23 protein-coding genes and 1 pseudogene are annotated in these 23,479 nt (G+C 65.6%); 17 read left to right on the top strand and 7 right to left on the bottom strand.

Translation table 11 applies throughout. The features are described from left to right. Positions 1–423 precede the first annotated feature (423 nt). Positions 424–789, top strand: a pseudogene (locus tag VN461_08990) (OsmC family protein). Between the two features lie 68 nt (positions 790–857). On the opposite strand, the gene VN461_08985 reads toward VN461_08990, so the two are convergent. The 3 genes from VN461_08985 to VN461_08975 all read right to left on the bottom strand — a co-directional run bounded on the left by VN461_08985 (position 858) and on the right by VN461_08975 (position 4,417). Further along, positions 858–2,693, bottom strand: coding sequence for a serine hydrolase (locus VN461_08985; protein ID HXB54903.1), 1,836 nt, complete (start codon positions 2,691–2,693; stop codon positions 858–860). A gap of 132 nt (positions 2,694–2,825) precedes the next feature. After that, positions 2,826–3,896 carry an LLM class flavin-dependent oxidoreductase gene (locus VN461_08980; protein ID HXB54902.1) on the bottom strand — a complete coding sequence of 357 codons (1,071 nt, stop codon included), beginning with the start codon at positions 3,894–3,896 and terminating at the stop codon, positions 2,826–2,828. A gap of 8 nt (positions 3,897–3,904) precedes the next feature. After that, entirely contained in the window at positions 3,905–4,417 is a 513-nt protein-coding gene (locus VN461_08975) for an SRPBCC family protein (protein ID HXB54901.1), read from the bottom strand. A 365-nt stretch (positions 4,418–4,782) separates the two neighbouring features. On the opposite strand from VN461_08975, the gene VN461_08970 reads away from it, so the two are divergent. The 5 genes from VN461_08970 (at position 4,783) to VN461_08950 (ending at position 11,372) form a co-directional block, all read left to right on the top strand. After that, the gene (locus VN461_08970) at positions 4,783–5,664 is read left to right on the top strand and encodes a hypothetical protein (protein HXB54900.1); all 882 of its coding nucleotides are present in this window, start codon (positions 4,783–4,785) and stop codon (positions 5,662–5,664) included. Between the two features lie 188 nt (positions 5,665–5,852). Continuing rightward, positions 5,853–7,391 (top strand): serine/threonine-protein kinase, encoded by a 1,539-nt coding sequence (locus tag VN461_08965; protein ID HXB54899.1) that lies wholly within the window; start codon positions 5,853–5,855, stop codon positions 7,389–7,391. 109 nt (positions 7,392–7,500) lie between these two features. Further along, positions 7,501–8,529, top strand: a complete 1,029-nt coding sequence (locus tag VN461_08960) for an aldo/keto reductase (GenBank protein HXB54898.1) — start codon at positions 7,501–7,503, stop codon at positions 8,527–8,529. Positions 8,530–8,757: 228 nt separating this feature from the next. After that, positions 8,758–9,219 carry a (2Fe-2S)-binding protein gene (locus tag VN461_08955; protein HXB54897.1) on the top strand — a complete coding sequence of 154 codons (462 nt, stop codon included), beginning with the start codon at positions 8,758–8,760 and terminating at the stop codon, positions 9,217–9,219. After that, positions 9,216–11,372, top strand: a complete 2,157-nt coding sequence (locus VN461_08950; protein ID HXB54896.1) for a molybdopterin cofactor-binding domain-containing protein — start codon at positions 9,216–9,218, stop codon at positions 11,370–11,372. Before VN461_08955 ends, VN461_08950 begins: the two co-directional genes overlap by 4 nt. A gap of 5 nt (positions 11,373–11,377) precedes the next feature. Here VN461_08950 and VN461_08945 read toward each other — a convergent pair whose 3' ends face one another. From VN461_08945 to VN461_08935, 3 genes are all read right to left on the bottom strand, one after another. Beyond that, positions 11,378–12,367: a peptidyl-alpha-hydroxyglycine alpha-amidating lyase family protein gene (locus tag VN461_08945; GenBank protein ID HXB54895.1), complete on the bottom strand. Its 990-nt coding sequence runs from the start codon at positions 12,365–12,367 to the stop codon at positions 11,378–11,380. A gap of 1,071 nt (positions 12,368–13,438) precedes the next feature. Then, positions 13,439–14,317, bottom strand: a complete 879-nt coding sequence (locus tag VN461_08940) for a hypothetical protein (GenBank protein ID HXB54894.1) — start codon at positions 14,315–14,317, stop codon at positions 13,439–13,441. Beyond that, complete coding sequence (locus tag VN461_08935) at positions 14,317–15,402, bottom strand: hypothetical protein (GenBank protein ID HXB54893.1); 1,086 nt, start codon at positions 15,400–15,402, stop codon at positions 14,317–14,319. The genes VN461_08940 and VN461_08935 overlap by 1 nt, the downstream gene beginning before the upstream one ends. Positions 15,403–15,969: 567 nt before the next feature. Here VN461_08935 and VN461_08930 point away from each other — a divergent pair. From VN461_08930 to VN461_08920, 3 genes are all read left to right on the top strand, one after another. Next, a complete protein-coding gene (locus VN461_08930) occupies positions 15,970–16,329 on the top strand; it encodes a DUF2274 domain-containing protein (GenBank protein ID HXB54892.1) in 360 nt (119 codons plus the stop codon). 5 nt (positions 16,330–16,334) lie between these two features. After that, positions 16,335–16,667, top strand: coding sequence for a hypothetical protein (locus VN461_08925; GenBank protein HXB54891.1), 333 nt, complete (start codon positions 16,335–16,337; stop codon positions 16,665–16,667). Between the two features lie 88 nt (positions 16,668–16,755). Beyond that, a complete protein-coding gene (locus tag VN461_08920) occupies positions 16,756–17,118 on the top strand; it encodes a hypothetical protein (protein HXB54890.1) in 363 nt (120 codons plus the stop codon). A 32-nt stretch (positions 17,119–17,150) separates the two neighbouring features. Here the strand turns inward: VN461_08920 and VN461_08915 are convergent, their stop codons facing one another. Continuing rightward, entirely contained in the window at positions 17,151–17,393 is a 243-nt protein-coding gene (locus VN461_08915; protein HXB54889.1) for a hypothetical protein, read from the bottom strand. A 416-nt stretch (positions 17,394–17,809) separates the two neighbouring features. Between VN461_08915 and VN461_08910 the strand changes: the two genes are divergently transcribed. The 8 genes from VN461_08910 to VN461_08875 all read left to right on the top strand — a co-directional run. Beyond that, the gene (locus VN461_08910) at positions 17,810–18,202 is read left to right on the top strand and encodes a GntR family transcriptional regulator (protein HXB54888.1); all 393 of its coding nucleotides are present in this window, start codon (positions 17,810–17,812) and stop codon (positions 18,200–18,202) included. Positions 18,203–18,206: 4 nt separating this feature from the next. After that, positions 18,207–19,079 (top strand): ABC transporter ATP-binding protein, encoded by an 873-nt coding sequence (locus tag VN461_08905; GenBank protein HXB54887.1) that lies wholly within the window; start codon positions 18,207–18,209, stop codon positions 19,077–19,079. Beyond that, positions 19,076–20,011 (top strand): ABC transporter permease, encoded by a 936-nt coding sequence (locus tag VN461_08900; protein ID HXB54886.1) that lies wholly within the window; start codon positions 19,076–19,078, stop codon positions 20,009–20,011. Before VN461_08905 ends, VN461_08900 begins: the two co-directional genes overlap by 4 nt. 43 nt (positions 20,012–20,054) lie before the next feature. Beyond that, positions 20,055–20,888: a DUF2306 domain-containing protein gene (locus tag VN461_08895; protein HXB54885.1), complete on the top strand. Its 834-nt coding sequence runs from the start codon at positions 20,055–20,057 to the stop codon at positions 20,886–20,888. Positions 20,889–20,981: 93 nt separating this feature from the next. After that, positions 20,982–21,737, top strand: a complete 756-nt coding sequence (locus VN461_08890) for a long-chain fatty aldehyde decarbonylase (protein ID HXB54884.1) — start codon at positions 20,982–20,984, stop codon at positions 21,735–21,737. Further along, positions 21,713–22,894, top strand: coding sequence for a hypothetical protein (locus tag VN461_08885; protein ID HXB54883.1), 1,182 nt, complete (start codon positions 21,713–21,715; stop codon positions 22,892–22,894). Before VN461_08890 ends, VN461_08885 begins: the two co-directional genes overlap by 25 nt. 24 nt (positions 22,895–22,918) lie before the next feature. Next, the gene (locus VN461_08880; GenBank protein ID HXB54882.1) at positions 22,919–23,344 is read left to right on the top strand and encodes a hypothetical protein; all 426 of its coding nucleotides are present in this window, start codon (positions 22,919–22,921) and stop codon (positions 23,342–23,344) included. An 18-nt stretch (positions 23,345–23,362) separates the two neighbouring features. Next, on the top strand, positions 23,363–23,479 hold a 117-nt coding region (locus VN461_08875; GenBank protein HXB54881.1), incomplete at its 3' end, for a helix-turn-helix domain-containing protein.

Genomic DNA, 23,479 nt, shown 5'->3' with positions numbered 1-23,479 from the left:
GCTGGGCGCATACCACCCCCGCTGAGACGCTGTCAAAGTAACTACAGTGGATATCCCTCGGCGTTGTTCCAGAGTGGCACACGCCGGACCTGAAAGTCAGACACTCCAAATCGCTCCTTCAGTGTCTCGCGCGGAGTCAGGCTTGCCCACAACCTCAGTCACCAGGATGAATATCCTTGGGAGCCTCCGAACCGGGGCCGACGCTCGGCCCGGCCGCACCCAGTTGCGCGACGTTCGGCACCGTGGCACCCTCCGGCGGTGCGCGAGCGTGGGTGGGCGTTCTTTCCCTAGTCACACCACCAACGTGCTCGCCCCGGGCCTTGGGAAAAGAGGTGAGCCATGGCGAGCGCGGGCCGATTCACCGGTGAGCCGAGTGTCACCGTCCACGGCGACGCTTCGGGCTTTGCTCAGGACGTGGTCGCCGGACGGCACCGCCTAAGAGCGGATGAGCCCACGTCGGCCGGAGGCACCGACACGGGCCCTTCGCCTTACGATCTGCTGCTGGCCGCGCTGGGCACCTGAACGTCGATAACGGTCGCGCTGTACGCGCGACGGAAGGTGTGGCCGCTCAAAGACGTCACCGTTCGGCTGCAGCATTCCCGGATCCACGCCAGCGACTGCGCGGATTGCGAGACCAAGGAGGGCATGCTCGATCACATCGCGCGCGAGATCGTGTTGTCGGGCCCGCTCACCGACGAGCAGCGGGATCGCTTGCTTGAGATCGCCAACAGGTGCCCCGTGCACCGGACGCTCACGTCGGAGATCAAGATCGAGTCCTGGCTCGCCTAGGCAGGGGCCAGCCTCCGATGAGGCCCGCCCGCATCAAGCGGGGCTGAGCAAGCCGCGCCCCTCAGCCCCTATGCGCCCGATTTGCGCGGGAACCGGTACTCGCCGGATGGCTCGAGCCGCCTCATCTCCGTAACGCGTCCATCGGACACCACGAACTCCACGACGACATCCGAGAACTCCTTGAGCCGGAAGCGGTGCGGCTTCCACGGAATCAGCCCCTGCGCCGGCTGGCCGGGGAACACGAGGCCGAGGCTGCCGTTCTCCTTCAAGACCACCTCGAATTTGGCACCCGTCGGCGTCTCATAGGTCCCGGCATACTGGCGGAGCGTCGTCGCCGCGGACAACACCGCCGGCACCCGCCGCACAAAGCTCACCTCGGCCTGGTCGAGCGAGACGAGCGCCCTGTCCACCTCTCCTTGCGGGTTGGTCGAGAAGTTAACCGACCACTTGCCGTCCTCTTCGTCGTCGGGCGTGTCGAAGCGCTCATAGTGGAAGTGGCTCAGGGGCAGCTTGATCTTGTGGAAGTCGAACCCCAGGGCCTCGCCTTGCCTGGAGACGGTCAGGACGCCGTACGCGGGATGCTCGAATTCGCCCACGTAGTCCTCGAGGGGATGGGAGGGCTTCGTCCCCGACACACGCTCAGCGCCCGCCCGGGCGCGGGCTTGCTTGGCCGCCTCCTTCCCCTTGAGGCGGATATCGAGCATCCTTTCGCTCCACGGAGTCAGGCCCAAACCGAGCAGCCGCTCGTAGACGTTGTAGGAGATGACATTGTAGAGAGGGGCGGCGTGATCACCGATGATCAGCACGACCGCTCCGACTCCGTCATAGGGCATCAGAGACACCTGGGAATGGAATCCGTTGATGTCGCCCCCGTGGTAGGCGATGGCGTGCCCGCGGTAGGAGGCCGTCCAGCGTCCTGTGCCATAGACGGAGTTGAGGAGTTCGCCAAAGCCCCGGGCCTCCAGCTGGGCATTCGGGAGCGCGATCGCGGGCGCGAGCGTCGCTTTGAGCACGCCCGCGGGGACTACGGGCTGCCCAGCGACCCTTCCCTCGTTCATGAGTGCGGTTAGCCACTTCGTCATGTCCTCGAGATTCGAGTTGATGGAGCCCGCGGGGCCGATGCCGGCCGCCTCATGGTAGTAGGGGATCTCGTAGAGCTCGAAGGAGTCCCGTCGCTCGGTGAAGGGGACACCGTGATCGGGTTGCTTCACCATCTCGTCTATCGAGAACACGGTGCTCGTCATGCCGAGCGGGGACAAGAGCCGTTCCCGGACGAAGTCCTCCCACGGCTTGCCGCTCAGCAGCTCGATCACATAGCCCGACCCCGCGTACATCATGTTGTTGTAGAGGAAGGTCTGCCGGAGCGGCTGGGACGGCTCGAGGTATTTGAGCCGCTCGAACAGCTCCTTCCGCGTGAAGTCGGACTTGTACCAGATCGTGTCGTGGCGCGTGATGCCGGTGCGATGCGACAGCATGTCCCGGATCGTGACCGAGGCGTTGAGCTCGTCGTTGTAGAACTGGATGGTGGGCACGAACTGTCGAATCGGCTTGTCCCAGTCGAGCTTGCCCTCCTCGACCAGGAGGCCGGCGGCCACCGCCGTAAACAGCTTCGTGTTCGAGGCGATGGGGACCGTCGTCCGGGCCGTGAAGGGGACCTTCTTACCGTAGTCCCGGAAGCCATAACCTCTCGCGAACACGACCTTGTCCTTGACCACGATCCCGACGCCAAGGCCGGGCACGTTCCAGTCCTTCACGACCTTCTGGACATACGTATCCAATTCTTTGAGTTTCGCCGGAAGGGTCGGATCCTCGGGGCCCAGGGAGGCAGGGACTGCCTGGGGGCAGACCAGCAGGCCGCTGAGCAAGCAGACCGCGCGGACGGTGACCTTCAGCCGGTTTCGCATAGCCCTCACCTCCGCGTGCGACCCTATGCCAGAGGTGCGTGGGCCGTCAAGAGCAAAGCTGCACGGTGCAGAGAGGCCGCGCGTCGCGACCGCGTCCACAACAAGTTTCGCCGGGCCGCGACTTCCCCCGCCCTATCCGACTTTCGCCTTCGCCACGCTTGACTCTTCCGACACGTCCTCCACGACGAGGGGGATGACCTCTTGCGCCATGAGCTCCATCGATCGCCGGACCCTGGCGTACGGCATGTCGCCGAAGTTGAGCCACGCGATCACGTGCTGGATGCCGAGGTTCCGTAGGGCGACCAGCTCGGCCGCCACTGTCGCCGGGGTTCCGACGCACGCGCCCGAGACCTCCCCCCCATCCCGTACGGCACCACCATCAGCGGTTGTAGCCCCGGCCCCGGGGGTCGCGGGACCATGCACTCTCCGGGCGGTCTCCCCTTCCCAGATCAAAGCCTGCTTCACGGCGGCCAGGGCGCCCTCGTCCGTGTCGGCCACGCTGACGCGGCGCAGGACACGGAAGGCGGCCACCTCACGATCGATCTCGGCCGCAGACAGGCCGAGCTCGCTTCGGATCGCTCGGTACGCCTTGACTCTCTCGGCAATCTCCGGATTGGACTTAAGGCCGAGCATGAGGGGCGTCCCTTCATGGGCGGCCTGTCGGACAGACTCGAGGCTCGAGCAGGCTCGCAGGAAGGGGGGCACCGCTCCGTGGTAGGGCCGCGGCCTCAACGCGACGCGAGGAAAGGTCCAGTAGTCACCCGAATGCGCGAACGACGACTGTCCCAGCGCCCCCCGCAGGATAGCAAGCCCCTCCTCCAGACGCCGGTGACGGTCGCCAAGCGGCACGCCGAACGCAGCGAACTCATAGGGGCTGAAACCGGGACCGACACCCACAATCAAACGACCCCGGCTAAGGTGATCGATCCATGCGATCTCCTCCGCGAGCCGCAGGGGGTGATGCAGAGGAACGACCGCAACTCCGTAACCTATCGTGATCCGCTCCGTCCGCGCGGCAACCGCGGCCGCATAGACGGAGGGCGCCCCCACGAGCCCGAAGGGCGACAAGTGGTGCTCGGTCACCCAGACGCTGCTGTAACCCCCGGCCTCTGCCAGGTCCACTTCCCACTCTGCCTGCGCGATCACGTCCCGGTCGGATAGCCCCTCGGGTTGGGGCAAGAGCTGAAAGATACCTATGTCCATGTCGCTCCCTACTCCTTCGCCCGCCCCCTCAAATAAGCGTTGAACCCAGCCTCCCACTCCCGCATGCCCTCTTCGAACAGCGGGCCACGATGGGCCTCCATGAACTCATTGCTCTTGGCGGAGAGGGCGGTCCAGGTATACGAGATCACGGCTACGGTTCCCGTCGTCCCCGCGGGGGCCAGCGTGATGCTCAACTCCGCCACTCGTACGCCAGGTGTGACCTGCACATACCCCACCCGCAGGCCCGGCGCGTCAAACACCGTGAGTATCCACACGCTGGCCCCGCCGCCGGTCATGAACACGCATCCCCTCTCGTCCACCCCGCCCGGCGGATAAACGAACGCCGGATCCCAGCCGTGCGCCCACTGTTTCTCCTGCACGGGCCCGAGGAGCGGAAAGACCACACCCGGAGGCGCGTCGAGGTGCTGCGTATAGGACCTCGTCAGTCGCGCGGGCACAAAGGGCTCTGGGCTCGGCGAGCTCATGGCGAGTGCACCGAGCAGAAGGATCGGCTGCATCATGACTTTCCCCTCTCCAATTGGTTGTTGGTATGTTGGTACATGAGTATAGAGATATATCGATATGCGACCTCCTGTCAAGACGGGTGAGCCACGGGCTCCCGCGTGAAGTGATCAGACGAGGATTGCTGCGCGGAGGCTTGGGTCCGGACCCGGAAAAAGGGGAAGCCTACATGGCGTATCCTGTCCCTCGGCTCGCACCGAGAGCCCGTCGGCGGCGGCCACACCGATGCCGAGAACACCCGCCAGGATCGAGTGGGTTGGGCGGCGCACTTCGGGAGACGGTCGCGCGCAAGGGAGGCGGGAGGCCACTTGACGAGAAGAGAAAAGGAGCCGGGCCGGCTGCGGGTCGGCCCCGGGCGCCGAGAATGAAGGTCGCCGTCGCGACTTGCGCCAGAGTTCCCGATCTGACGGAGGACGATCGCCTCCTGGTGGACGAGCTATCGCGGCGCGGCGTCAGCGCGCGGCCGGTGGTGTGGAACGACCCCGACGTGCGCTGGACCACGTTCGAGCTCGTGGTCATTCGCTCCTGCTGGGATTACCACCTGCGGCTCTCCGAGTTCCTGGGTTGGCTCGACCGCGTCGAGGCGGATGGGGTACAGCTGTGGAACCCCGCTCCCCTGGTCCGCTCCAACGCGCACAAGTCGTATCTGCAGGAGCTGAAGGCGGCGGGCCTGCCCGTCGTCCCCACCGCCTGGCTCGAGCGCGGATCGACCGTCGATCTGGGCCGTTTGCTTCGGGAACGAGGGTGGTCGGAAGCCGTCGTCAAGCCCGCGGTATCCGCCTCGGCATTCCGGACCTGGCGCATCTCCGCGCAAAACGCTGCGAGCGAGGATGCCCATCGCGCCTTGCACGAGCTCACGGCGGAGGGCGACGTCCTCGTGCAGCCGTTCCTCAGGGAGATCGAAAAGGAGGGCGAGTGGTCCTTCGTGTTCCTGGGGGGCGAGTTCAGCCATGCGGTGCTCAAGCGACCGGCCGCGGGTGACTTCCGTGTCCAGGCCGAGTACGGGGGCAGCGCTCTCACGGAGACTCCACCCCGCTCGGCCCTCTCCGGGGCCGAGGCGGTTGCCCACTACATCAAGGGCCCTTGGGCCTACGCTCGGATAGACGCCGTCGCGGCGGAAGGGGGCCTGACCCTCATGGAGGTCGAGCTCATCGAGCCCTACCTCTTTCTGGGCAACCACCCGAAGGCGGCCGCCCGCCTGGCGGACGCGATCCTCACCACCACCTCCAGGGGGCCAGGGGCCTGAATCGGGACGGAAAGAGCCAAACGACGGCGGCCGCGGCCGGTCTCCCCAACCTCCTCGATCCACGCGAGGCTGCCCGCCGCTGCCTGCTCAGGCCGCAATAGCGCCAGGCCGAATCACTCTGACCCACGGTAGAATCACGACCGAGCCGCCTGGAGGTCGGCAAGGCCGGCGCCTGGATCGCCGCACGGATGACACGTCTCCCTGGAACGATCGGACGATACGAAATCCAGCGCGAGCTCGGCCGCGGGATGATGGGCGTCGTCTACGAAGCCCACGATCCGGCGCTGAGCCGCGTCGTCGCCCTCAAGACCATCAACCCGACCTATGTCACCCTCCCCGCCGACCGCGAGGACTTCGAGCGGCGCTTCGCCGCCGAGGCGCGTATCGCGGCACGGCTCTCGCACCCCGGGATCGTGGTGGTTCACGACGTGGGGCGCGACGAGGAGAGCGGCCTGCTCTTCATTGCCTTCGAGCGCCTGCCCGGGGAGAGCCTGGCCGCCATCATCGGGAAGGGTGTCCGGTTCCCGTGGAAGGAGAGCCTCCAGATCATCCGCCGCGTGGCCGAGGCCCTCCAGCACGCCCACGAAAAGGGGGTGGTGCACCGTGACATCAAGCCCGCGAACATCATTCTCCCGCCCTCGGGGCAGCCCAAGGTCTTGGACTTCGGGATCGCCAAGCTGCAAGCGGTACACCTGACGGCGGCGGGCCAGTTCTTCGGCACGCCGCTCTACATGTCGCCCGAGCAGGCCTTGAGCGAGAAGGTCGACGCGCGCAGCGACATCTTCTCGCTGGGATCGGTGGCCTACGCCCTCCTGACGGGGAGGCAGGCCTTCGAAGGCGAGAGCGTGATGCAGATCCTCGGGCGGGTAGTGAATCAGAACCCGGTCCCGCCCGGGGCACTCGATTCCAGTCTCCCGGCAGCCGTTGACTATGTGATTGCACGCTCACTCGCCAAGTCCCGGCAGGACCGCTATCCAGAGGCCCGCTGCTTGGCTGAGGACCTGGAGGACATCACCAACGGGCGAGCACCCCGGCACCGCGCAGGGTGGGTGCAACCCCCGCCCTCCCCCCCGGAGATAGAAGCCACGCTGGTTGCGGAGCTGGGACCGGCCGCTTTCATGCCCACGATCACGGTAGGGCCTGCCCCGGGGTCGGCCGAACCGATCCCACCCCTCCCCCCCGCACTCCGGGCAGGTCGGAAGGGCAACGGACGGCGGCTGCCCGCTCGGACCCTGGTGCTCGTGGTCGCGCTTTTTCTCGCTCTGACCGGCCTCGTTTGGAGCCGTCACTTGATCAACCCTTCCCAGCCGGCGCCAGTCACGTCGACCCCCGCCGCCGCGCCCGCTCCGGCGACACTGCCGGCCGTGCCCGAGCCGGCGTCCCCCGCTCCCTCCCCCCTCGCCCAGCCCGCCCGGGTCGTGGTCGACTTCGAATACCCCCTCGAGTCGGGCCGCGTTCGGCTCTGGCTCGACGGCGAGGAGCTGCTCGTGGAGAGAGTGAGGGGCGAGGTCACGAAGGACCTCGTGCTCTTCAAGCTCAAGGGCGGCGTGCTGACGGAGGTGCTGGATGTCATGCCAGGCACACATCAGGTGCGGGTGGAAGTGAGTTGGGAGGACCAGGTCCGGACCCGGGACATCGGATCGCGCTTCCGTCCGGGCGAGACCTACCGGCTGGAGGTGCGCCTCGGCCGCCTCAAGAAGGACCTGTCCCTCCGCTGGACGCGTTGAGGGGAGGTGAGCGGGCCGGACTGTAGTATTCTGCAACCGCTTGCATCGTAGTGGTCTCGGGCCAGATGACGCGATCCGCCGTGGGACGCCGCTTTAGCAGCCACGGGAGGTGGTCATGAAGAGGAGAGAAGCCCTGGAGGCCATGGCGGCGCTCACCGTGGGCGGCGTGACCGGCGGAACCAATGCCGCCGGGGAGCAGCGGGCGGGCGCTCGAGGTAGAGACCCGGACGAAGGTTCGAAGGACATGCCTTATCGCATGCTCGGCCGCACCGGCGAGAAGGTCTCCGCGATCGGGCTCGGCGGCCATCACATTGGCCGCCCTCAGGACGCGCGCGAAGGGATCCGGATCATTCGCAGCGCGATCGACCGCGGCATCACGTTCATGGACAACTGCTGGGACTACCACGACGGGGAGAGCGAGCGGCGCATGGGACAGGCCCTCCGCGACGGCTATCGGCAGCGCGTCTTCCTCATGACGAAGTTCGACGGCCGCACCAAAGCGTCCACGGAGCGGCAGATCAACGAATCGCTGCAGCGCCTGGCGTGCAACACCATCGACCTCATGCAGTACCACGAGAACATCCGGATGGAGGACCCCGACCGCTTCTTCGCCGCCGACGGGCCGCTCGAAGCGCTGCAGGATGCGAAAAAGGCGGGCAAGATCCGCTACATCGGCTTCACTGGCCACAAGGATCCCGCCGTGCACTTGCGCATGCTGGAGGTCGCCGAAGCCCACGGGTTCGCGTTCGACGCCTGCCAGATGCCACTCAACCCCATGGACGCGCACTTCCGTAGCTTCGAGAAGCTCGTTCCCCGGCTCGTCCAGCAAGGCATCGCCGTGCTGGGCATGAAGCCCATGGGCGACGGCCTGCTCCTGAAGAGCGGGACGGTCACTCCCGTCGAGTGTCTCCACTACGCACTGGGCCTTCCGACGTCGGTCGTGATCACGGGTTGCGAGAGCATGGAACGCCTCGACCAGGCCCTGGAGGCGGCTCGCACGTTCCGGCCGCCCTCGCGGGGGCAAGTGGCGGCGCTCCTCGCCAAGACGCGGCAGGCGGCCCTCACCGGGCAGTACGAGCTGTTCAAGACCACCAACCAGTTCGACGGCACCGCGCACAATCCGCAGTGGATGGGCTGATCGGCGGCGCGGGAGTCCCCGACCCCGCCCGAGCCCGACGGGATCCCAGGGGGAGCCCGGGAGTAGTCAGCGGGCGAGCGCCCTAGCGGACAGAAACGGACGGGGTGCGGACGCGAACCGACCGCCAGCGAGCGTCACCGCCGACCTCACATCATTTTGCAATCGGCGACGGAACAGGCGCCCCCCGGCTCTCGTCTCGCCGGCAAGTACGCTCCTCGGGAGGGCTCCATGCCTGTCTTTCGCCTCAAAGTGAACGGTGAATCCCGTTCCGTCGACGCCCCCGCCGACATGCCCCTCCTTTGGATCCTGCGCGATCGGCTGGATCTCACGGGCACCAAGTACGGCTGCGGCGTCGGGATATGCGGGGCCTGCACCGTCCATGTCGACGGGCGGGCGGTGCGGTCGTGCCAAGTCGTCCTGCCGGACGTAGCCCTCGCCTCCATCACCACCATCGAGGGTCTGTCCAAGGACGGGAGCCACCCCGTCCAGCGAGCCTGGCTCGAAGAGGACGTGGCCCAATGCGGATATTGCCAGCCGGGGATGATCATGAATGCCGCCGCGCTCCTGAGGGAAAACCCCCGTCCCACCGACGCCCAGATCGACGCCGCCATGTCCGACTCCGTGTGCCGTTGCGGCACCTACGCGCGAATCCGCCGAGCGGTGAAACGCGCGGGGGCGGCGGGCCGATGAGCGCCACCCGCCGCGAGTTTCTGCGCGCCACTTCCCTGTCCGGAACGGCGCTCCTGCTCGAAATTGGCTGGGCGGGAAGGGTGGCGGTGGCCACGGAGGCGGGGGCGTTCAGTCCCAACGCCTGGCTACGAATCGACGGCAACGGCGCGGTCACGATCACCGTCGGCAAGTCGGAGATGGGACAGGGTGTCAGGACGGCGCTGCCCATGCTCGTGGCCGAGGAGCTGGACGTGGACCTCGCGGGGGTCTCCCTCATCCAGGCCGTGCCGGGACCAAACTTTCGTAGGCTGCGCACGGGCGGGAGCAGCAGCGTCTACGGGTCCTGGGGCGCCCTTCGCAAGGCGGGCGCAGCGGCCCGCGAGATGCTGGTCTCCGCGGCGGCGGCGCGCTGGGGAGTTGAGGCGGGCGAGTGCCGCTCGGAAGTGGGTGCGGTTGTCCACAGCCCCACCGGACGGCGGCTCGGCTACGGGTCGCTCGTGGAGGCAGCCTCCAAGCTGAAGGTGCCCGCAGACCCCCGGCTCAAAGATCCCGGGCAGTTTCGGCTCATCGGCCGTCCGACCCTACGGCTGGACGCCCCCCGAATCGTGACTGGCCACGCGCGCTACGGCCTCGACACGCGCGTGCCCGGCCTGCTCTACGGCGCCGTGGAGCGCTCCCCCGTGATCGGGGGGCGCGTCACGCACTTCGATGCGACCCGGGCGCGGGCGGTTCCCGGCGTGCGCCAAGTGGTGGAGATCCCGAGCGGCATCGCGGTCGTGGGCAGCGACACCTGGGCCGCGCAGAAGGGACGCGGGGCCCTGGACGTCGTCTGGGAGGACGGACCGAACGCGGGGTTTGATTCCGGGGTCTTCCGCGCGCGATTGGCCGAGGCCACAAAGCGTCCGGGACACCCGAGCCGCCGTGAAGGCGCGGGCCTCGACGCCCTCGCCAACGCGGCTCGAACCCTCGACGCGGTCTACGAATATCCCTTTCAGGCCCACGCGCCCCTCGAGCCGATGAACACCATCGCCGATGTACGCCCCGGGGCTTGCGAGGTATGGTCGCCGACCCAGGCGCCGGAAGAGGTGCGCGACGAGGCGGCCAAGATCCTCGGCCTGCCAAAGGAAGCAGTCGTCGTGAACGTGACGCTGATCGGCGGTGGGTTCGGCCGCCGTCTGGGCCTCGACTACGCTCTCGAAGCGGTCCAGGTGTCGAAGGCGATCGGGGCCCGCGTCCAAGTGATGTGGACACGCCCGGACGACATGCGCCACGGGCACTTCCAGCCTGCCTCCGCGCACCGCCTCACGGCGGGCCTGGACCCGAGCGGGGCCCTCGTCGCCTGGGGTCATCGCAAGGCGGGTTCGTACCTGTCGATCTTCCCTCCCCCGACCGAGGCCGAGGCCAAGGATCCCGCCACTTGGCAGGATCTGTCTTGGGGGGCCTACGACATCCCTTACGCGATACCCGCCATCGAGACGGACTACGTCCTCGTGGATTCACCTGTGCCCTCGGGCCCCTGGCGGGCCGTGTTCTCGCCGTCCTGCACCTTCGCGCGGGAGTCCTTCCTCGATGAAGTGGCGGCGATGGCGAAACGCGACCCTTGCCAGCTTCGGCTGGACCTCCTCGATGCTCCCGTACTTCACGTCGGAAGCCTTACCATCGACCGCGGCCGCCTGCGTCGGGTCCTGCAGACGGCCGCCGCGCAGGGGGGCTGGGGCCAGCCGCTCCCCCAGGGCCGCGGCCGCGGCATCGCCGCCAACGTGTACGACGGCGATACCCACATGGCCATGTGTGCCGAGGTCACGGTGTCGGATGGCACGGTGAGGGTGGACCGGATCGTCGTCGCGGTGGACTGCGGGCCGGTCGTGAATCCCCTGGGGGTCGAGGAACAGATCGAGAGCGGTGTGGTGTGGGGCTTGGCGACCGTCCTCTTCGGCGAGATCACGATCGCGAACGGGCGCGTCCAACAGGGAAGCTACGGTGACTACGCGGTGCCGCGTCTCAAGGACATGCCCCGGGTGGAGACGCATCTCCTTCCCGCCACCGTCGCTCAGCCTTCGGGGATCTGTGAGCCTCCGGTCCCGCTTGTGGCCCCGGCCGTCCTCAACGCGGTCTTTGCCGCCACCGGTCGTCGTATTCGGAGACTACCCCTGCGGCCGGCGGACCTTGGCTAGCTGCCTCACCGCACCCGGACGAACTTCTGCACCCGGTGGCCCCTGATGTCGCCGGCGTAAAGGTTGCCCTTCGAGTCCGCGGCCAGGGCATGGACCCAGTTGGTCTCACCGGGCTTCTCCTGGCCATCCGCTCCCAGCCGCGGGCACCAGAGCTCGAGCAGTTTGCCGGCAGTGTTCAGCCGCATGAACGCCTGGTCCGGGGGAGGGAGTCCCGTCATTCCCCGCGGATCGAAGGCCAGGGTCGGCGAGGAGCCCGATGTCCAGATCTCGTCCTGGGGAGTGATCCACAGGCTCCAGGGCACGAGCAGGTTGCGCCACTGCTCGACGAAGGTGCCGCTCTGGTCGAATACCTGGATCCGTGCGTTCGATCGGTCGGCCACGTAAAGCCGGCCTTTGGAGTCGACGGTGATTGCATGGGGAAGGTTGAATTCGCCGGGCCCATTGCCTCGCCTGCCCCAGGCCTTCACGAACCCGCCCTTCCCGTCGAAGTGGACCACGCGATTGTTGCCGTAGCCGTCGGAAACGAAGATGTCGCCGCTCGGCACGATCGCCATGTCCGTGGGCTGATTCATGTGCGTGCGGTCCTCGCCGGGAACGCCGGGGGTGCCCAGAGTGAGGAGCAGCTTGCCCTCGGGCGTGAACTTGCGGACGGTGTGAAGGCCCACGTCAGAGAGCCAGATGCCGCCTTCGGGGTCTACCTTGATGTGGTGGGCCCGTTTGTGCTCGAGTTCGGGCCATGTCTTCAGAAGCTTTCCATCGGGCGCATAGACCTGCAGGTGGGGCGCCTCACGCGAGAAGACCCAAACGTTGTCCCGCGCGTCGACGGCCACACCCGGGATCTCGCCCCACGTGATCCCGGCCGGTCTCTGCGGCCAGGCGGGATCGGCCTTGTAGCCCTGAAGCCCGACGGGCATCACCGCCGGGGCAGCGTCCTGGCCAGCCAGATGGAGGGCAAAGCCCAGAAGGGCCACGACGGCCAAGATCCAGCGCCTCATGCTTTCCTCCTCACTCCTGCTCCGGGGTGGCGGGCCAGTAGGAGTCTTGGGGGCCAATCAGGGTGCCAAGGTACCACGAACGGATGGGCAGTCGGGTTCGACTGTCTTGGCCAGCCCCTGCCCGGTCCCGACGGGCGGCGTGGGCTCGGGGAGGGGGGCTTTGGGTGGGCACGCCTCTGCTCTTAGAGCTGCCGCCCGCAGGGCAGCCCGAGTCACATGAGTGAAGAGCTCGTCGTCGAGACCTTCCAGGTAGCCCTGAAGACCAACCAGGGTGACAGCCGCCAGCGTGAGGCGCGTCTCTCGCTCCGATTGGGCGAACGTCCGGTCCTCCAAGAGATCGGAGCCCCCCGAGCCCGGACTGGGAGTGGCCCGCATGCTGGGCACTCAGCTAGCAACATGGCTCACTCCTAGGAGACGCGAGGGGTGGCGTGGACTGATGACCTCAGCGCCGCTGCCTGGGACATGCGGTCCTGCTCGGCTGGCCCTGTCTGGTCCCACGTACAGCCCGGGGTGGGCACGGTCACGTACGCCAGCGCAGGCGCACAGCGGTAAAACCATCGACATCTGATTCATTACAGCTATTGAACGCAGCGGATGCGTCAAGGAACCGGCAAAACGGGCCCAGCTTGCCAGAACGCCCATTCGGAAGCTGCCAATAGATCCAGAATTCGGCGTCCTCGACGCGCCGTTCACGCTTCCCGCTGCCAAGGCCAGAACGTCGACGGGGATCTCGTTGCTCCACTTGCTAATACCTCCGGCCCTTCCTGGCGTGCGCCGGTCAGGTGGGCCAAATCAAGAAGCCACGGTACTACTAGGGGACACCGAGTCAGGTCCAGTAACCCCGGGCAGCCTGTTCTCGGTAGCAACGCTCGGCCGGGGCTCTCGTTCGGTCGAGCGCTCCCCAAGGGGCCTCCTCGGGGCTTGACTCAGCACGCCGAGTGCCATGCAACCGCGAGGCCGTTCGAGTCCCCCAAGTCTTTGCTGGAGAGTAGCGGGGGAGGGCGGCGGGCCTTGGGATGGATACCTCTCGCCACTTTCGGCGGAATCGTGGGTCTTGAACAGCCAACCCGCTCATGGCTGGGGCCTGAGGGTTCGCGAGAGACCGTAGACAGCACGCGCAATGGCGGAGACGGGTCTGGGGAGGGGCTGGAGTGCCGTCTGGGCAGCTAGGCGGAGGAGCGTGGGCAGGGGATCTCTTGCGATCCTCGCGGCCACGATTGCCACGGGGAGGCACTCTGCCAGCGCGGGAGTAACCGAGGCCGCCTTGGCCACCATCTCCAGGGGGCCCCGATGAAGCTGCCGTGGAAAGGAAGCCTGCCGGATGGCTTGGGCCATGGCTGTGCCCCTCATCCAACAGTCGATCCTAGGCTGGCTCATGGGGCCCGGGGTGGGGCGGGCAGCGTGAGCCTGCTGATGGAGGGAGCTCCATTCGACTCCTTGAGTCCAGGCCCCGCCAAGAGCGCGGAGCTCGCTCTTCGGTAGGTAGAGACTCTGGCCGTCCCGCCGCAAGGGGCTAAAAAGGGCGTGTATGTGAGGGTGAGCCGGACGGCTGTCTCCCCCGTGCCAATGGATGGCGTACACACCCTGGATGCTTCGTCCCGCCATCGTGCCCCGCACGGCCCTAGCCAAGGCGTCGCTTAGCTGCCTTTCGGCTTCTGCCCGGGATAGTCTGGCAAGCTCCGCCGCTGCCCTGTCGTCCACGGTAAAGACTGGCTGGTGGAAGACCGGTCGGCGGAGCTGCTGAGCATCCTCCTGAATCAAGCGCTGGTAGGCCCGCTCACGCTCGAGAGCGTCGGGCACCATGCGGGCGACTTCCTTGTAGCGCTCGCCAATCCCGTGAATCTCGCGGCGCTCGCCGCGGGGGAGCCGCTCCTCGCGGTGGGAGATGTAGTGGATGTACCGCCCGGCCCGAGCGGAGTCCCGGTGGTAATGACCTCGGATGACATGCATCAGGAGCCCTCCCCGCCTTCCTCGCCCTTCCTCGGCCGAGGGCGCACGGACTCGCCCTTGACGGGTCGCCCCTCCGGAGCTGGGACGTCGAGGAGGCTCTGAACACGCGCGTCCCACCGAGAGGCACCCTGCGAGGAGATGTAAGCCGACAGCCGGGCGTAGAGCTCGTCGGGCGCGATCCTCAGCCTCCCGCCCTGCAGCGCAGGGTGCCGGATTCCCGGGTCTTGCGTGCACAGCAGCGAGAGGAGGGGGGCCAGGCCCGCCACGAGCTCGCCCACGAGTCCGGCGTCGCGGGCGCAGGCCAGGAGCTGAGTGCGGAGACTCCCGAGGAAGCACCGAACCTCGGTTAGTGCGGCCATGATCTCTTCCGTTTGCGACGCGGGGACTCCCGGCTCCCCCGCGGCCGAGAGGGCAAAGTCGAGCAGGGCTTCGAGAGCCACCCGCGGCTTGCAACCGTTGCACGCAGCGAAAGAACGGATCCGGCGTTCCTTGCTAGGACTCACTTGGACTTGCCCGTGCTGAGCCGGCGGTGTGCGGCGCTCCCAGTACAAGATGTGCCGCTCAACGGCTCCTCGGAGCGGTGCCGGCGGCGGCTCCCACGGCCTGGGGCCCCCTCCCGCCTGGCCTTCGTGGAGGAGATTCCAGTTGTCGGCGCCACGGCGGTTCATCTCGATGATGAGCTGCTCCTCCAGCATCTCTGGCGTCTCACCCAGCTTTCGGTTCGCAGGATCCCGACTCAGCCAATAGGCCACGATCTGCTCCACGGCCAGCGTGGCGGGGCCGAGCGTGTCCAGCTGGCTGCGAAGCTCGGCCAGTCGAGCCCCCAAACCACGAAGATCCGTTCGGACATTGTCGATTTCATCCAGGGTCTCGTTCGCGGCTCCCTCGCTTAGGGCATCGTTGTCCCCCTGGAGAGCGCGGCCGACGAGCTCGGTTGCCGCGGTGGCCCGGGCCAACCCGTGCTCCCAGGCCCAAGCATCGAGACTCTCCCGCAATACCTGAGGTGGTCGCCACACGACGCGGGGCAGGTGGTGGGGCCCGCTCTTCCGCTTCCGCTTCGAAGGCTTGGCGACCTCGCCGTTCATGCATCCGCCAAGAGGGCAACAAGCGTGCCCTGCCTCGAAGCGGGCCCCTACACCCGGGCCGCAACCTGCAGTTGCCCGTCGGAGCTAAGTCCTGGGCTTCCCGCGGGAAGTGAGCACGAAACCCAGGCGTGGGCGCCCGCGCTTTATCTTGGCTAACTGGGTGCTACCGGTTTGGAGCGCGGGTCATGGCGCTCCGACGACATGGCCAGGCTTCCTGAGGTCACGGTCCAGGCACGTTTGGTTGAGAGCTCTAGCGTCGTCCTGTACACGGTCGGGGCTCAGCACAGTCACGCGCGGTAGTGCCTCTCTTGGCTGAGGTGGGCCGAAGAGCGACGATGGGATCCAAACGCGCCGCTGTAACTGTGTTTGCCGGGTGTGGCGAGCCCCAAAGGAGCACGCGTCGCTCAAATAGGCCGAGTTCATGCCACCCCTCGAAGTGGCTACTCAGGCCGCGGCCAGTTCTGGCGAGAAGGTCCTGAGCCTGCCGCCAAAAGTGGCGATGATCTTCGAAGCCACCCTGGCGGTCATTTTCAGTGAGAGCTCCGTGAGCCCAACGAGAGCCGCCTCATGAACGGGTTTGCCTTCCCGCGGCAACCTCAATGTCACCAGCTGGTACATCTCTTGCCCTATCGCCCGACGAGCGTTGGCAGGACCGAAGGCAAGAGAGAGGCAAAGGGAGACGGCATGCCGCTTGAGATCCAACCTGAGTATGCGAGGGAGAAGACAGCCCTGCGTGTGTCTTTTCCAAAGGCACTCGAGGACGATCTTCGCCTCTACCAGAAAGCACTCGGGGGTGAGAACAGGGCGAGCCTCAATCACATCATCGTCTCCGCGCTGCGCAGGTTCCTGGCTCGCGACAAAGAATTCCAGAAATACCGAGCGGCCGCCCTTGCCGGCGGCGACGGCGGCCAAGTGCCGCGGGAGTGAGACCGATGGAGATCCTCGTTCGTCCGGCGAAAGCAAAGGCGGCCCATCACCTAGCAGACGTGGATCTTCTTATTGAAGAGCCAAAGGTGAAGATCGTCGGGACATCAATTTGGAAGGGCCGCGACGGTAAGCCGCTCTTGGCCGTCACGTTCCCGGCCCGAGAGATCCCCGGAAAGAACGGAGCCGAGCGCTCGTTCTTCGATTTCATCCGTGACGCCACGGGAAACGGGGAGGGCCTGGTGGCTCTCCGCAAGGCCATCCTCAAAGCCTTTGCGGAGCAACAACCCGCTCTAGCGCGTCGTGCCGAGACCGACGAATCCACGGCCAGCCAGGAATAACCGGGGACGGACAGGCATCGACGGATGGCGCAGGGCAGCACCCTGGCGGCTGCACGGAGGTGGTGCACCGCCAGGCAGGAGGTCAGATATGGCTCGCGCATTGTCCGCCCGACAGGCGGAGATGGCTGGTTTTAGGGCTTGGGAGTACGACTTCAAGACGGTCCCCGAGGGTACCTGGTTCGCGATTCTCGATCAGAAGATCTGGGGTAACAGTAAGCAGCCTCGTGTTTTTCCGCTGCGGTGCTTCTTCTCCACTCCGGACGGCAAAAAGTACCAGCTCACGGCTTTCCGGACCCAGGACGACCGAGAAATCTATGCACCTGCCGACGGAGTCCTAGATCTCGGGTCAGTCCCGGTCGGAGCGCTCCTGCGGATTGTCGTGGGTCTTAATACCAAGGGGAAGGTAAAGTGGCTGAGTGCGGAGGTTGAAGCCAAGGGCCTAGCCTTTTGACCGCGACATGAAGTGGGTACTTCTGGGTGTAGCTAGGACTTCGCCTTGAGTCGGGCGTCATTCTCCTTGATGAAGGCCAGGATGTCGTCGGCAACAGCCAGGACCTTCACCCATTGCTCCTTATAGAGGGTTACGGGAAACCGCCCGAGACCATAGACCGACACCGCCCCTTTTTCCGAGACTTTCAGGCTGATGCCCCGGCTGCGTTCCCTCTTCAGGCGCTCGTTCTCTTGCCTGAGTCGCTCCAGCTCCGACTTGATGTCCTCCTCCGTCATGACAGCCTCCGCGCTCTACTATGCCACTGCCGCATTGCCGCCGCCTCCAGGAGGGCAAACAAGCCCTTCACCTGCCGCGCAGTGACTTCACGTCACCGAGCGCACAGGCAGATCCCAAACCCGAAACGCCCCAAAACTCTCACGGCCGCAGCTCAGTAAAGGGTCGCTACCTTTGCGCTCTGTATTGTTTGGTATCGCTCCCTTTTCTCGTAACCTATTATTTATAAGGTAGTTAGCTGCCTCCGCGATGGGCCCCACAAGTCAAGCCCAAAATAAGGACTTGCCTTTCTCTCATACTAGTGTTATACTTAACTATAACACTATACCATGGATTGCGAATGACGGTGGACCAGACGCATCCCAGGAGAGCCGCCAGTGATTACTGAGAACAATCGCTCGCGCCTCTGGAGCTCCTGATGGCCCGTGAGTGGAACGACAGCGAGCCGATCTACCGCCAGCTTCACGACCGTGTGGTCGCGATGATCCTCGACGGCGTGCTCAAGGAAGGCGATCCGCTGCCATCCGTTCGCAACGTCGCGGCCGAATACCGGGTCAATCCGCTCACGGTTCTGAAGGGCTATCAACATCTGGTCGACGAACAGCTTGTCGAGAAGAGACGAGGTCTCGGTATGTTCATCAACGCCGGTGCGCGCAACCTGCTTCTTCAAGGCGAACGCCAGAGGTTCCTTGCCGAGCAATGGCCCAGGGTCTACGCGACCATTCAGCGGCTCGGCCTGACCGCGGAAGAACTCCTGGCACCCACGACAAGGCGCGGGTCGACATCGGATGCGGAAGAGAAGGAGCGCTGAAGACATGCCCTGCATAGAAGCACGCGGCCTCCGCAAGGCCTACGGCACAACCATCGCTCTGGACGGCATCGACCTGCGTGTCGAAGAAGGCCGCATCCTCGGGCTCATCGGCCCCAACGGCGCCGGCAAGAGCACCGCCCTCAACGCGATCCTCGGGCTCATCCAGCACCAAGGAGACCTGAGAGTGCTCGGGCGCGACCCCTGGACAGAGCGCGATCGGCTCATGCGGGATGTCTGCTTCATTGCCGATGTCGCGGTGCTGCCCCGCTGGCTGCGGGTCTCCCACGCCCTCGACTACGTCGCCGGCGTTCACCCGCGCTTTGATCGCGCTAAGGCAGAGGGTTTTCTGGCCAAGACCGCCATCAAGCGCGCCAGCAAGATCCGGCATTTGTCGAAGGGCATGGTGGTCCAGCTGCACCTCGCGCTGGTCATGGCCATCGACGCGCAATTGCTGGTCTTGGACGAGCCGACCCTTGGCCTTGACATCCTCTACCGCAAGCAGTTCTACGACTCACTGCTGAACGACTACTTCGATCGTAGTCGCACCATTGTCGTGACAACACATCAGGTCGAAGAGGTGCAGGACGTCCTCACCGACCTCATGTTCATCAACCGCGGGCGCATCATCCTCGATTGCAGCATGGACGACTTCGCATCGCGCTACGTGGAAGTGATGGTCCAGCCCGAACATGTCCCGGCAGCCCGGGCGCTCAACCCGATTCACGAGCGTCAGGTGTTCGGGCGCAGCATCCTGCTCTTCGACCATGTCGATCGCAACCAACTTGCCACGCTTGGCGACGTCCGCACGCCCAGCATCGCCGACCTGTTCGTTGCCGTCATGGGCAAAGCCGGCGAGGCACTAGGAGCGGCCAGATGAGCACTGAATCCAACGTCGCGCCCGAGTCTCCCCTCGACTCCCGAGTAAGACCGCACGCGCCGCTGCCACTGACCCGGCTCATGTACTGGTCGGTGCGGCGGGAGTTGTGGGAGAACCGCTCGATCCTTGTCGCGCCGCTGGCGGTCGCCGCCGTCATTCTCTTCGGCTTCCTGGTCAGCACGCTCCAGCTGCCCAAGCACATGCGCGCCACGTTGGCACTCGACCCCGCCAAGCAGCACGCTGCGATCCAGATTCACTATGACGCCGCGGCATTCCTGATCGTCCTGACCGCGTTCATCGTCGGGATGTTCTACTGTCTGGACGCGCTATACGGCGAGCGCCGCGATCGCAGCGTCTTGTTCTGGAAGTCGCTTCCGGTGTCCGACCGCACGACCGTGCTGTCGAAGGCGACCATTCCGCTCGTGGTTCTGCCGCTCGTTATCTTCCCAACCATCGTCGTCACGCAAACCGTCATGCTTCTGCTGAGCATGGCCGTCCTCCTGGCGAACGGTGTGAGCACCGAGGCCCTGTGGGCACATGTCCCTTTGTTCAGGATGTCGGTAGCGCTGTCTTACGGCCTGGCTGCGATTGCGCTCTGGCACGTGCCCATCTATGGCTGGATGCTGCTGGTCTCCGCGTGGGCACGCCGTGTGCCATTCCTATGGGCCGTGTTGCCCCCGATGGCGATCAGCGTCTTCGAAAAAATTGCGTTCGGCACTACGCATTTCGCGTCCCTGGAGGGATACCGCTTGATCGGCTGGTTTACGCAAGCCTTCATCGAGGAGGCGCAGCCTCACGTCGTGATGGATCCGTTGGCGCATCTCACTCCGGGCCGATTCCTGAGCACCGCGGGCCTGTGGGTCGGGCTTGGAGTCGGCGCAATATTCCTGGCCATGGCGGTGCGGTTACGGCGGCTTCGCGAACCGATCTGATCCGCATAGGTATCGAGCTCACACCCTCGCGCAAGGAAGCACGATGAGCACAGCGCTTTGGACCAACCGGTTGGAGCTGAAGGCGGTCGCGGACGCCGCGTTGAAGGCAGCGGCCGGGTTGTGGTTTCTGGCCGCCGTCATCGGCCAGTGGGCATTCCTGTACTACCTCGTGGCCTTCTATGGGCCCTCGACCTTTACGGACAATTTTCAGGCCTGGAACAAGAACACGTTCCTCCGCATGGCCTACGTTCCCGGGGATACGGTTGGAAACCTGGCTTTCGCCGCGCACGCTCTCCTGGCCGCGGTCATAGCCTTCGGAGGGGCGCTTCAGCTCATTCCACAGATACGGGCCCGCGCCATCTCCGTACACCGGTGGATAGGTCGCGTGTTCTTCTCAACCGCGTTGGGGCTCAGCGCCTCCGGCCTCTACATGGAGTGGGTTCGGGGCGACCGCCCCAACATGGAGGGCGCGATCGCCATCAGCGTCAACGCTCTGCTCATCATCTGCTTCTGCGGTCTGGCCTGGCGCTCGGCAATCGCGCATGAGGTAACCACCCACCGCCGCTGGGCACTGCGCGCCTATCTCGTGGCGAATGCGCAATGGTTCAGGCGGGTAGGCGTCTTCGCCTGGATCATCCTGAATCGCGGGCCGGTTGGAATCGGGGATAACTTCGACGGCCCGTTCATCGTCTTCTGGGACTTCGGCTGCTACCTCGTGCCCCTCGCCGTTCTCGAACTGTACCTGCGCGCAAAGGAGGGCGCCGGGCCGCGCGGCCGGTTAGCCATGGCGGGCGGCCTCTTTTCGCTCACGGCCCTCATGAGCGTCGGAATATTCGGCTTCACGATGGTCTCGTTGCGGCTCCTAGAGGGGCTCTAAATGACGGGCCACATTGAGGAAGCGGTTGAAGGCCCTAAGTTCAGTGATTCCGTTGCTTACCACAACACAGGACATAGAAGTTCAGGAGGACCCATGAAATCCCTAACTGCTCTCGACTGCGCGAGTGAGGGTGCTTCCCTCTCCCCCACGGCTCCGATTTGGCTGGACGTCCTCGCCCAGGCGGTGACGGGCGAACTCCTCGCCGCCATGAACTACGCCTCGTTAGCGGAGATATGCGCCGACCCCGCTGAAGCGGCCGACGCGTTGGAGCATGCGGCCGCTGAACGGGGGCATGCGGCTGCCTTCGCGGCCGAGGGCCGCAGGCTTGGACTGGACGTTCCCAACAACGTGGACGCGAAGCATTGGAGGCGGCTGCGCGAGGCCTTCCTGCGCTGCACCACCGAGCGTGACTTCATTGGCTGCCTGATCGTCCAGGAGATCATGCTGGAATCATTCGCAGTCGCAAGCTATGCGCGCGTCGGGAAGGTAGCACCGGGAAGCCTTGGCCAGACTTTTGCCTCCATCGCCGCAGAGGAAAAAGAGCACATGGAACACGCCGTGGCGCTCCTGAGAAGGGAGCGGGCCCTGGATCCCGAGCGCTTCGACGAAAAGCTGCGCCGGCTGCATCTTGACGTGATGACCACCCTCGCGGCCATGCTGGCGAAGGAATGCAAGGATGGACATTGCGAAGTGTGCCAAAGCAGCTGTGTGAAGCCCTCATTGTCTCAGGTCAGCTTGAGCGCAGCTCAGCTTCGTGGCGCGTCGCTGCAGCAGTATCTGAAGACGCTAGACATGCTGGGGATCCCCGGGGAGGTCACACTCGCGTGGGTGGCTCAGTTGCCGGTGTAGCTGGGCGACCGTGGGCCACCGAGGCCGATTTCGCTCTGGTCGGGCATCAGGAGAGCTGGAGGGCGGCGGCGGACGTACTCGCCCTCCTGCGCGGACGGGAGCATCCGCCTCTGCCCGAGGACGAGATCAAAGACATCCTTCCCTGGATTCCGCCCAGGGCCTTGTGCCGCGTCGAGGTCCAGTCGATCGTCGGCGCGAAGGCGCGCGGTCTCTACATCGACTCCTTCATCCCTCCCGACCGCCTCGAATCTGCCTACGTGCACGAGAACATCGCACGCGTGAGGGACGCGGCGGCCTGCGCGATCCAGGCGGGGGCGAGGATCGTGAGTCTCGGCGGGTTCAGCTCCATTTTGATCGAGGGGGACTTCGATCAGTTACCGGACAGGCACGAGACAGCCTTCACCACCGGCAATACCCTGACGGTTGCTTTCATTGTTCAGGGCATCAAGAAGCTGTGCGCCCTTGAGGGACGGTGCCTCCAGAGGTCAACGCTGCTCATCGTAGGGGCAACGGGAGACGTGGGTTCGGGCTGCGCGCGTTGTCTGGCGCCCCTGGTGAGACGGGTCCTGCTCACCGCACGCAACGTCGAGCGCTTGGGCAGGCTCGCGGCGGAGCTGCAGGCCGATGGTGTCCAGGTGGAGGCGGCCACGAATCGCGAGAGCTTCTCTTCGGAGGCCGACGTCGTGATCTGTGCGGCGAGTGTGGCGTCCCCCTCCCTTCTGTTGGGCCGGATCGCGCCCCACGCACTTGTTTGCGACGCGGGCTACCCGAAGAACCTGTCTCCTGGGGCAGAGATGCTCGGAGCCACCGTCTTCTTCGGAGGTCTGGGGCAGATCACGGGTGGACTGAGGTTCGTCCCGGACTTTCATGGAATTCTGAATCGGCACCCGTTTCCCGACGTGGTCCATGGATGTCTACTCGAGGGCATGGCCCTTGCCCTGGAGGGCCGGTTCGAGCCCTTCTCTCGAGGGAGAGGGTTCATCACCCAGGAACGGGTCGACGAGATCGAGGCAATTGCGGGCCGGCATGGGATCTATCTCGCACCGTTTTACAACGCGGACGGGCCAGTGGCGGCCGAGCTCGTCCTTCCCTCGGAAAGCGCGGTGAGGAACGGTGTTGGGCCGATGATCGCACCAGTGGGTTACGCCCTCTGGTGAGCCGATCTGGGTAGGAGGAGACCCATGACACCAGCGGTCGTGATTGAGCGCGTTGCAGCTGCGTCGCCACGTCTCAAGGCGAGGATTGCCGGCGTCTTCTATTTGCTCACCTTTCTGACGGGAACATGGGCCCTGGTCTTCGCCAGCGGCAGGCCTGTAGCCATCTTCTTGGCGAGCTGCAGCTATGTTGCCGTGACGCTGCTCTTCTACGACATCTTCAGGCCGGTGAGCAGGAACCTCTCTTTGCTCGCGGCCCTGGTCAGCCTGGTCGGATGCGTCACGGGGGCCGTCAGCCCTCGCATCAATCCCTTGGTGTTCTTCGGATTCTATTGCCTCCTGATCGGCTACCTCATCGGACCTCTCCTGACCACCTTTCGTGTGATGCTTCAGAGTTGGGGAGGGACCCGCCCGGGCTGGTTGCGAGAGCAGAGGCCCGGTGCGCCCTCTTGATGAAGGCTGAGCACGAGAGTGGCGATTTGCGCCTACCGGTTCCGGGCGTACCCGACGCCGCGGCAGCAGCGCCGGCTGGCCCGTGAGTTCGGGGCCGCGCGCTGGGTCTATAACCGTGGCCTGGAAACGATCTCC

Source organism: Vicinamibacteria bacterium (genome assembly GCA_035570235.1).
Taxonomy (GTDB): domain Bacteria; phylum Acidobacteriota; class Vicinamibacteria; order Fen-336; family Fen-336; genus DATMML01.
Note: the sequence above shows the minus strand (reverse complement) of the source record. Positions and strands in the feature narration are given on the sequence as shown.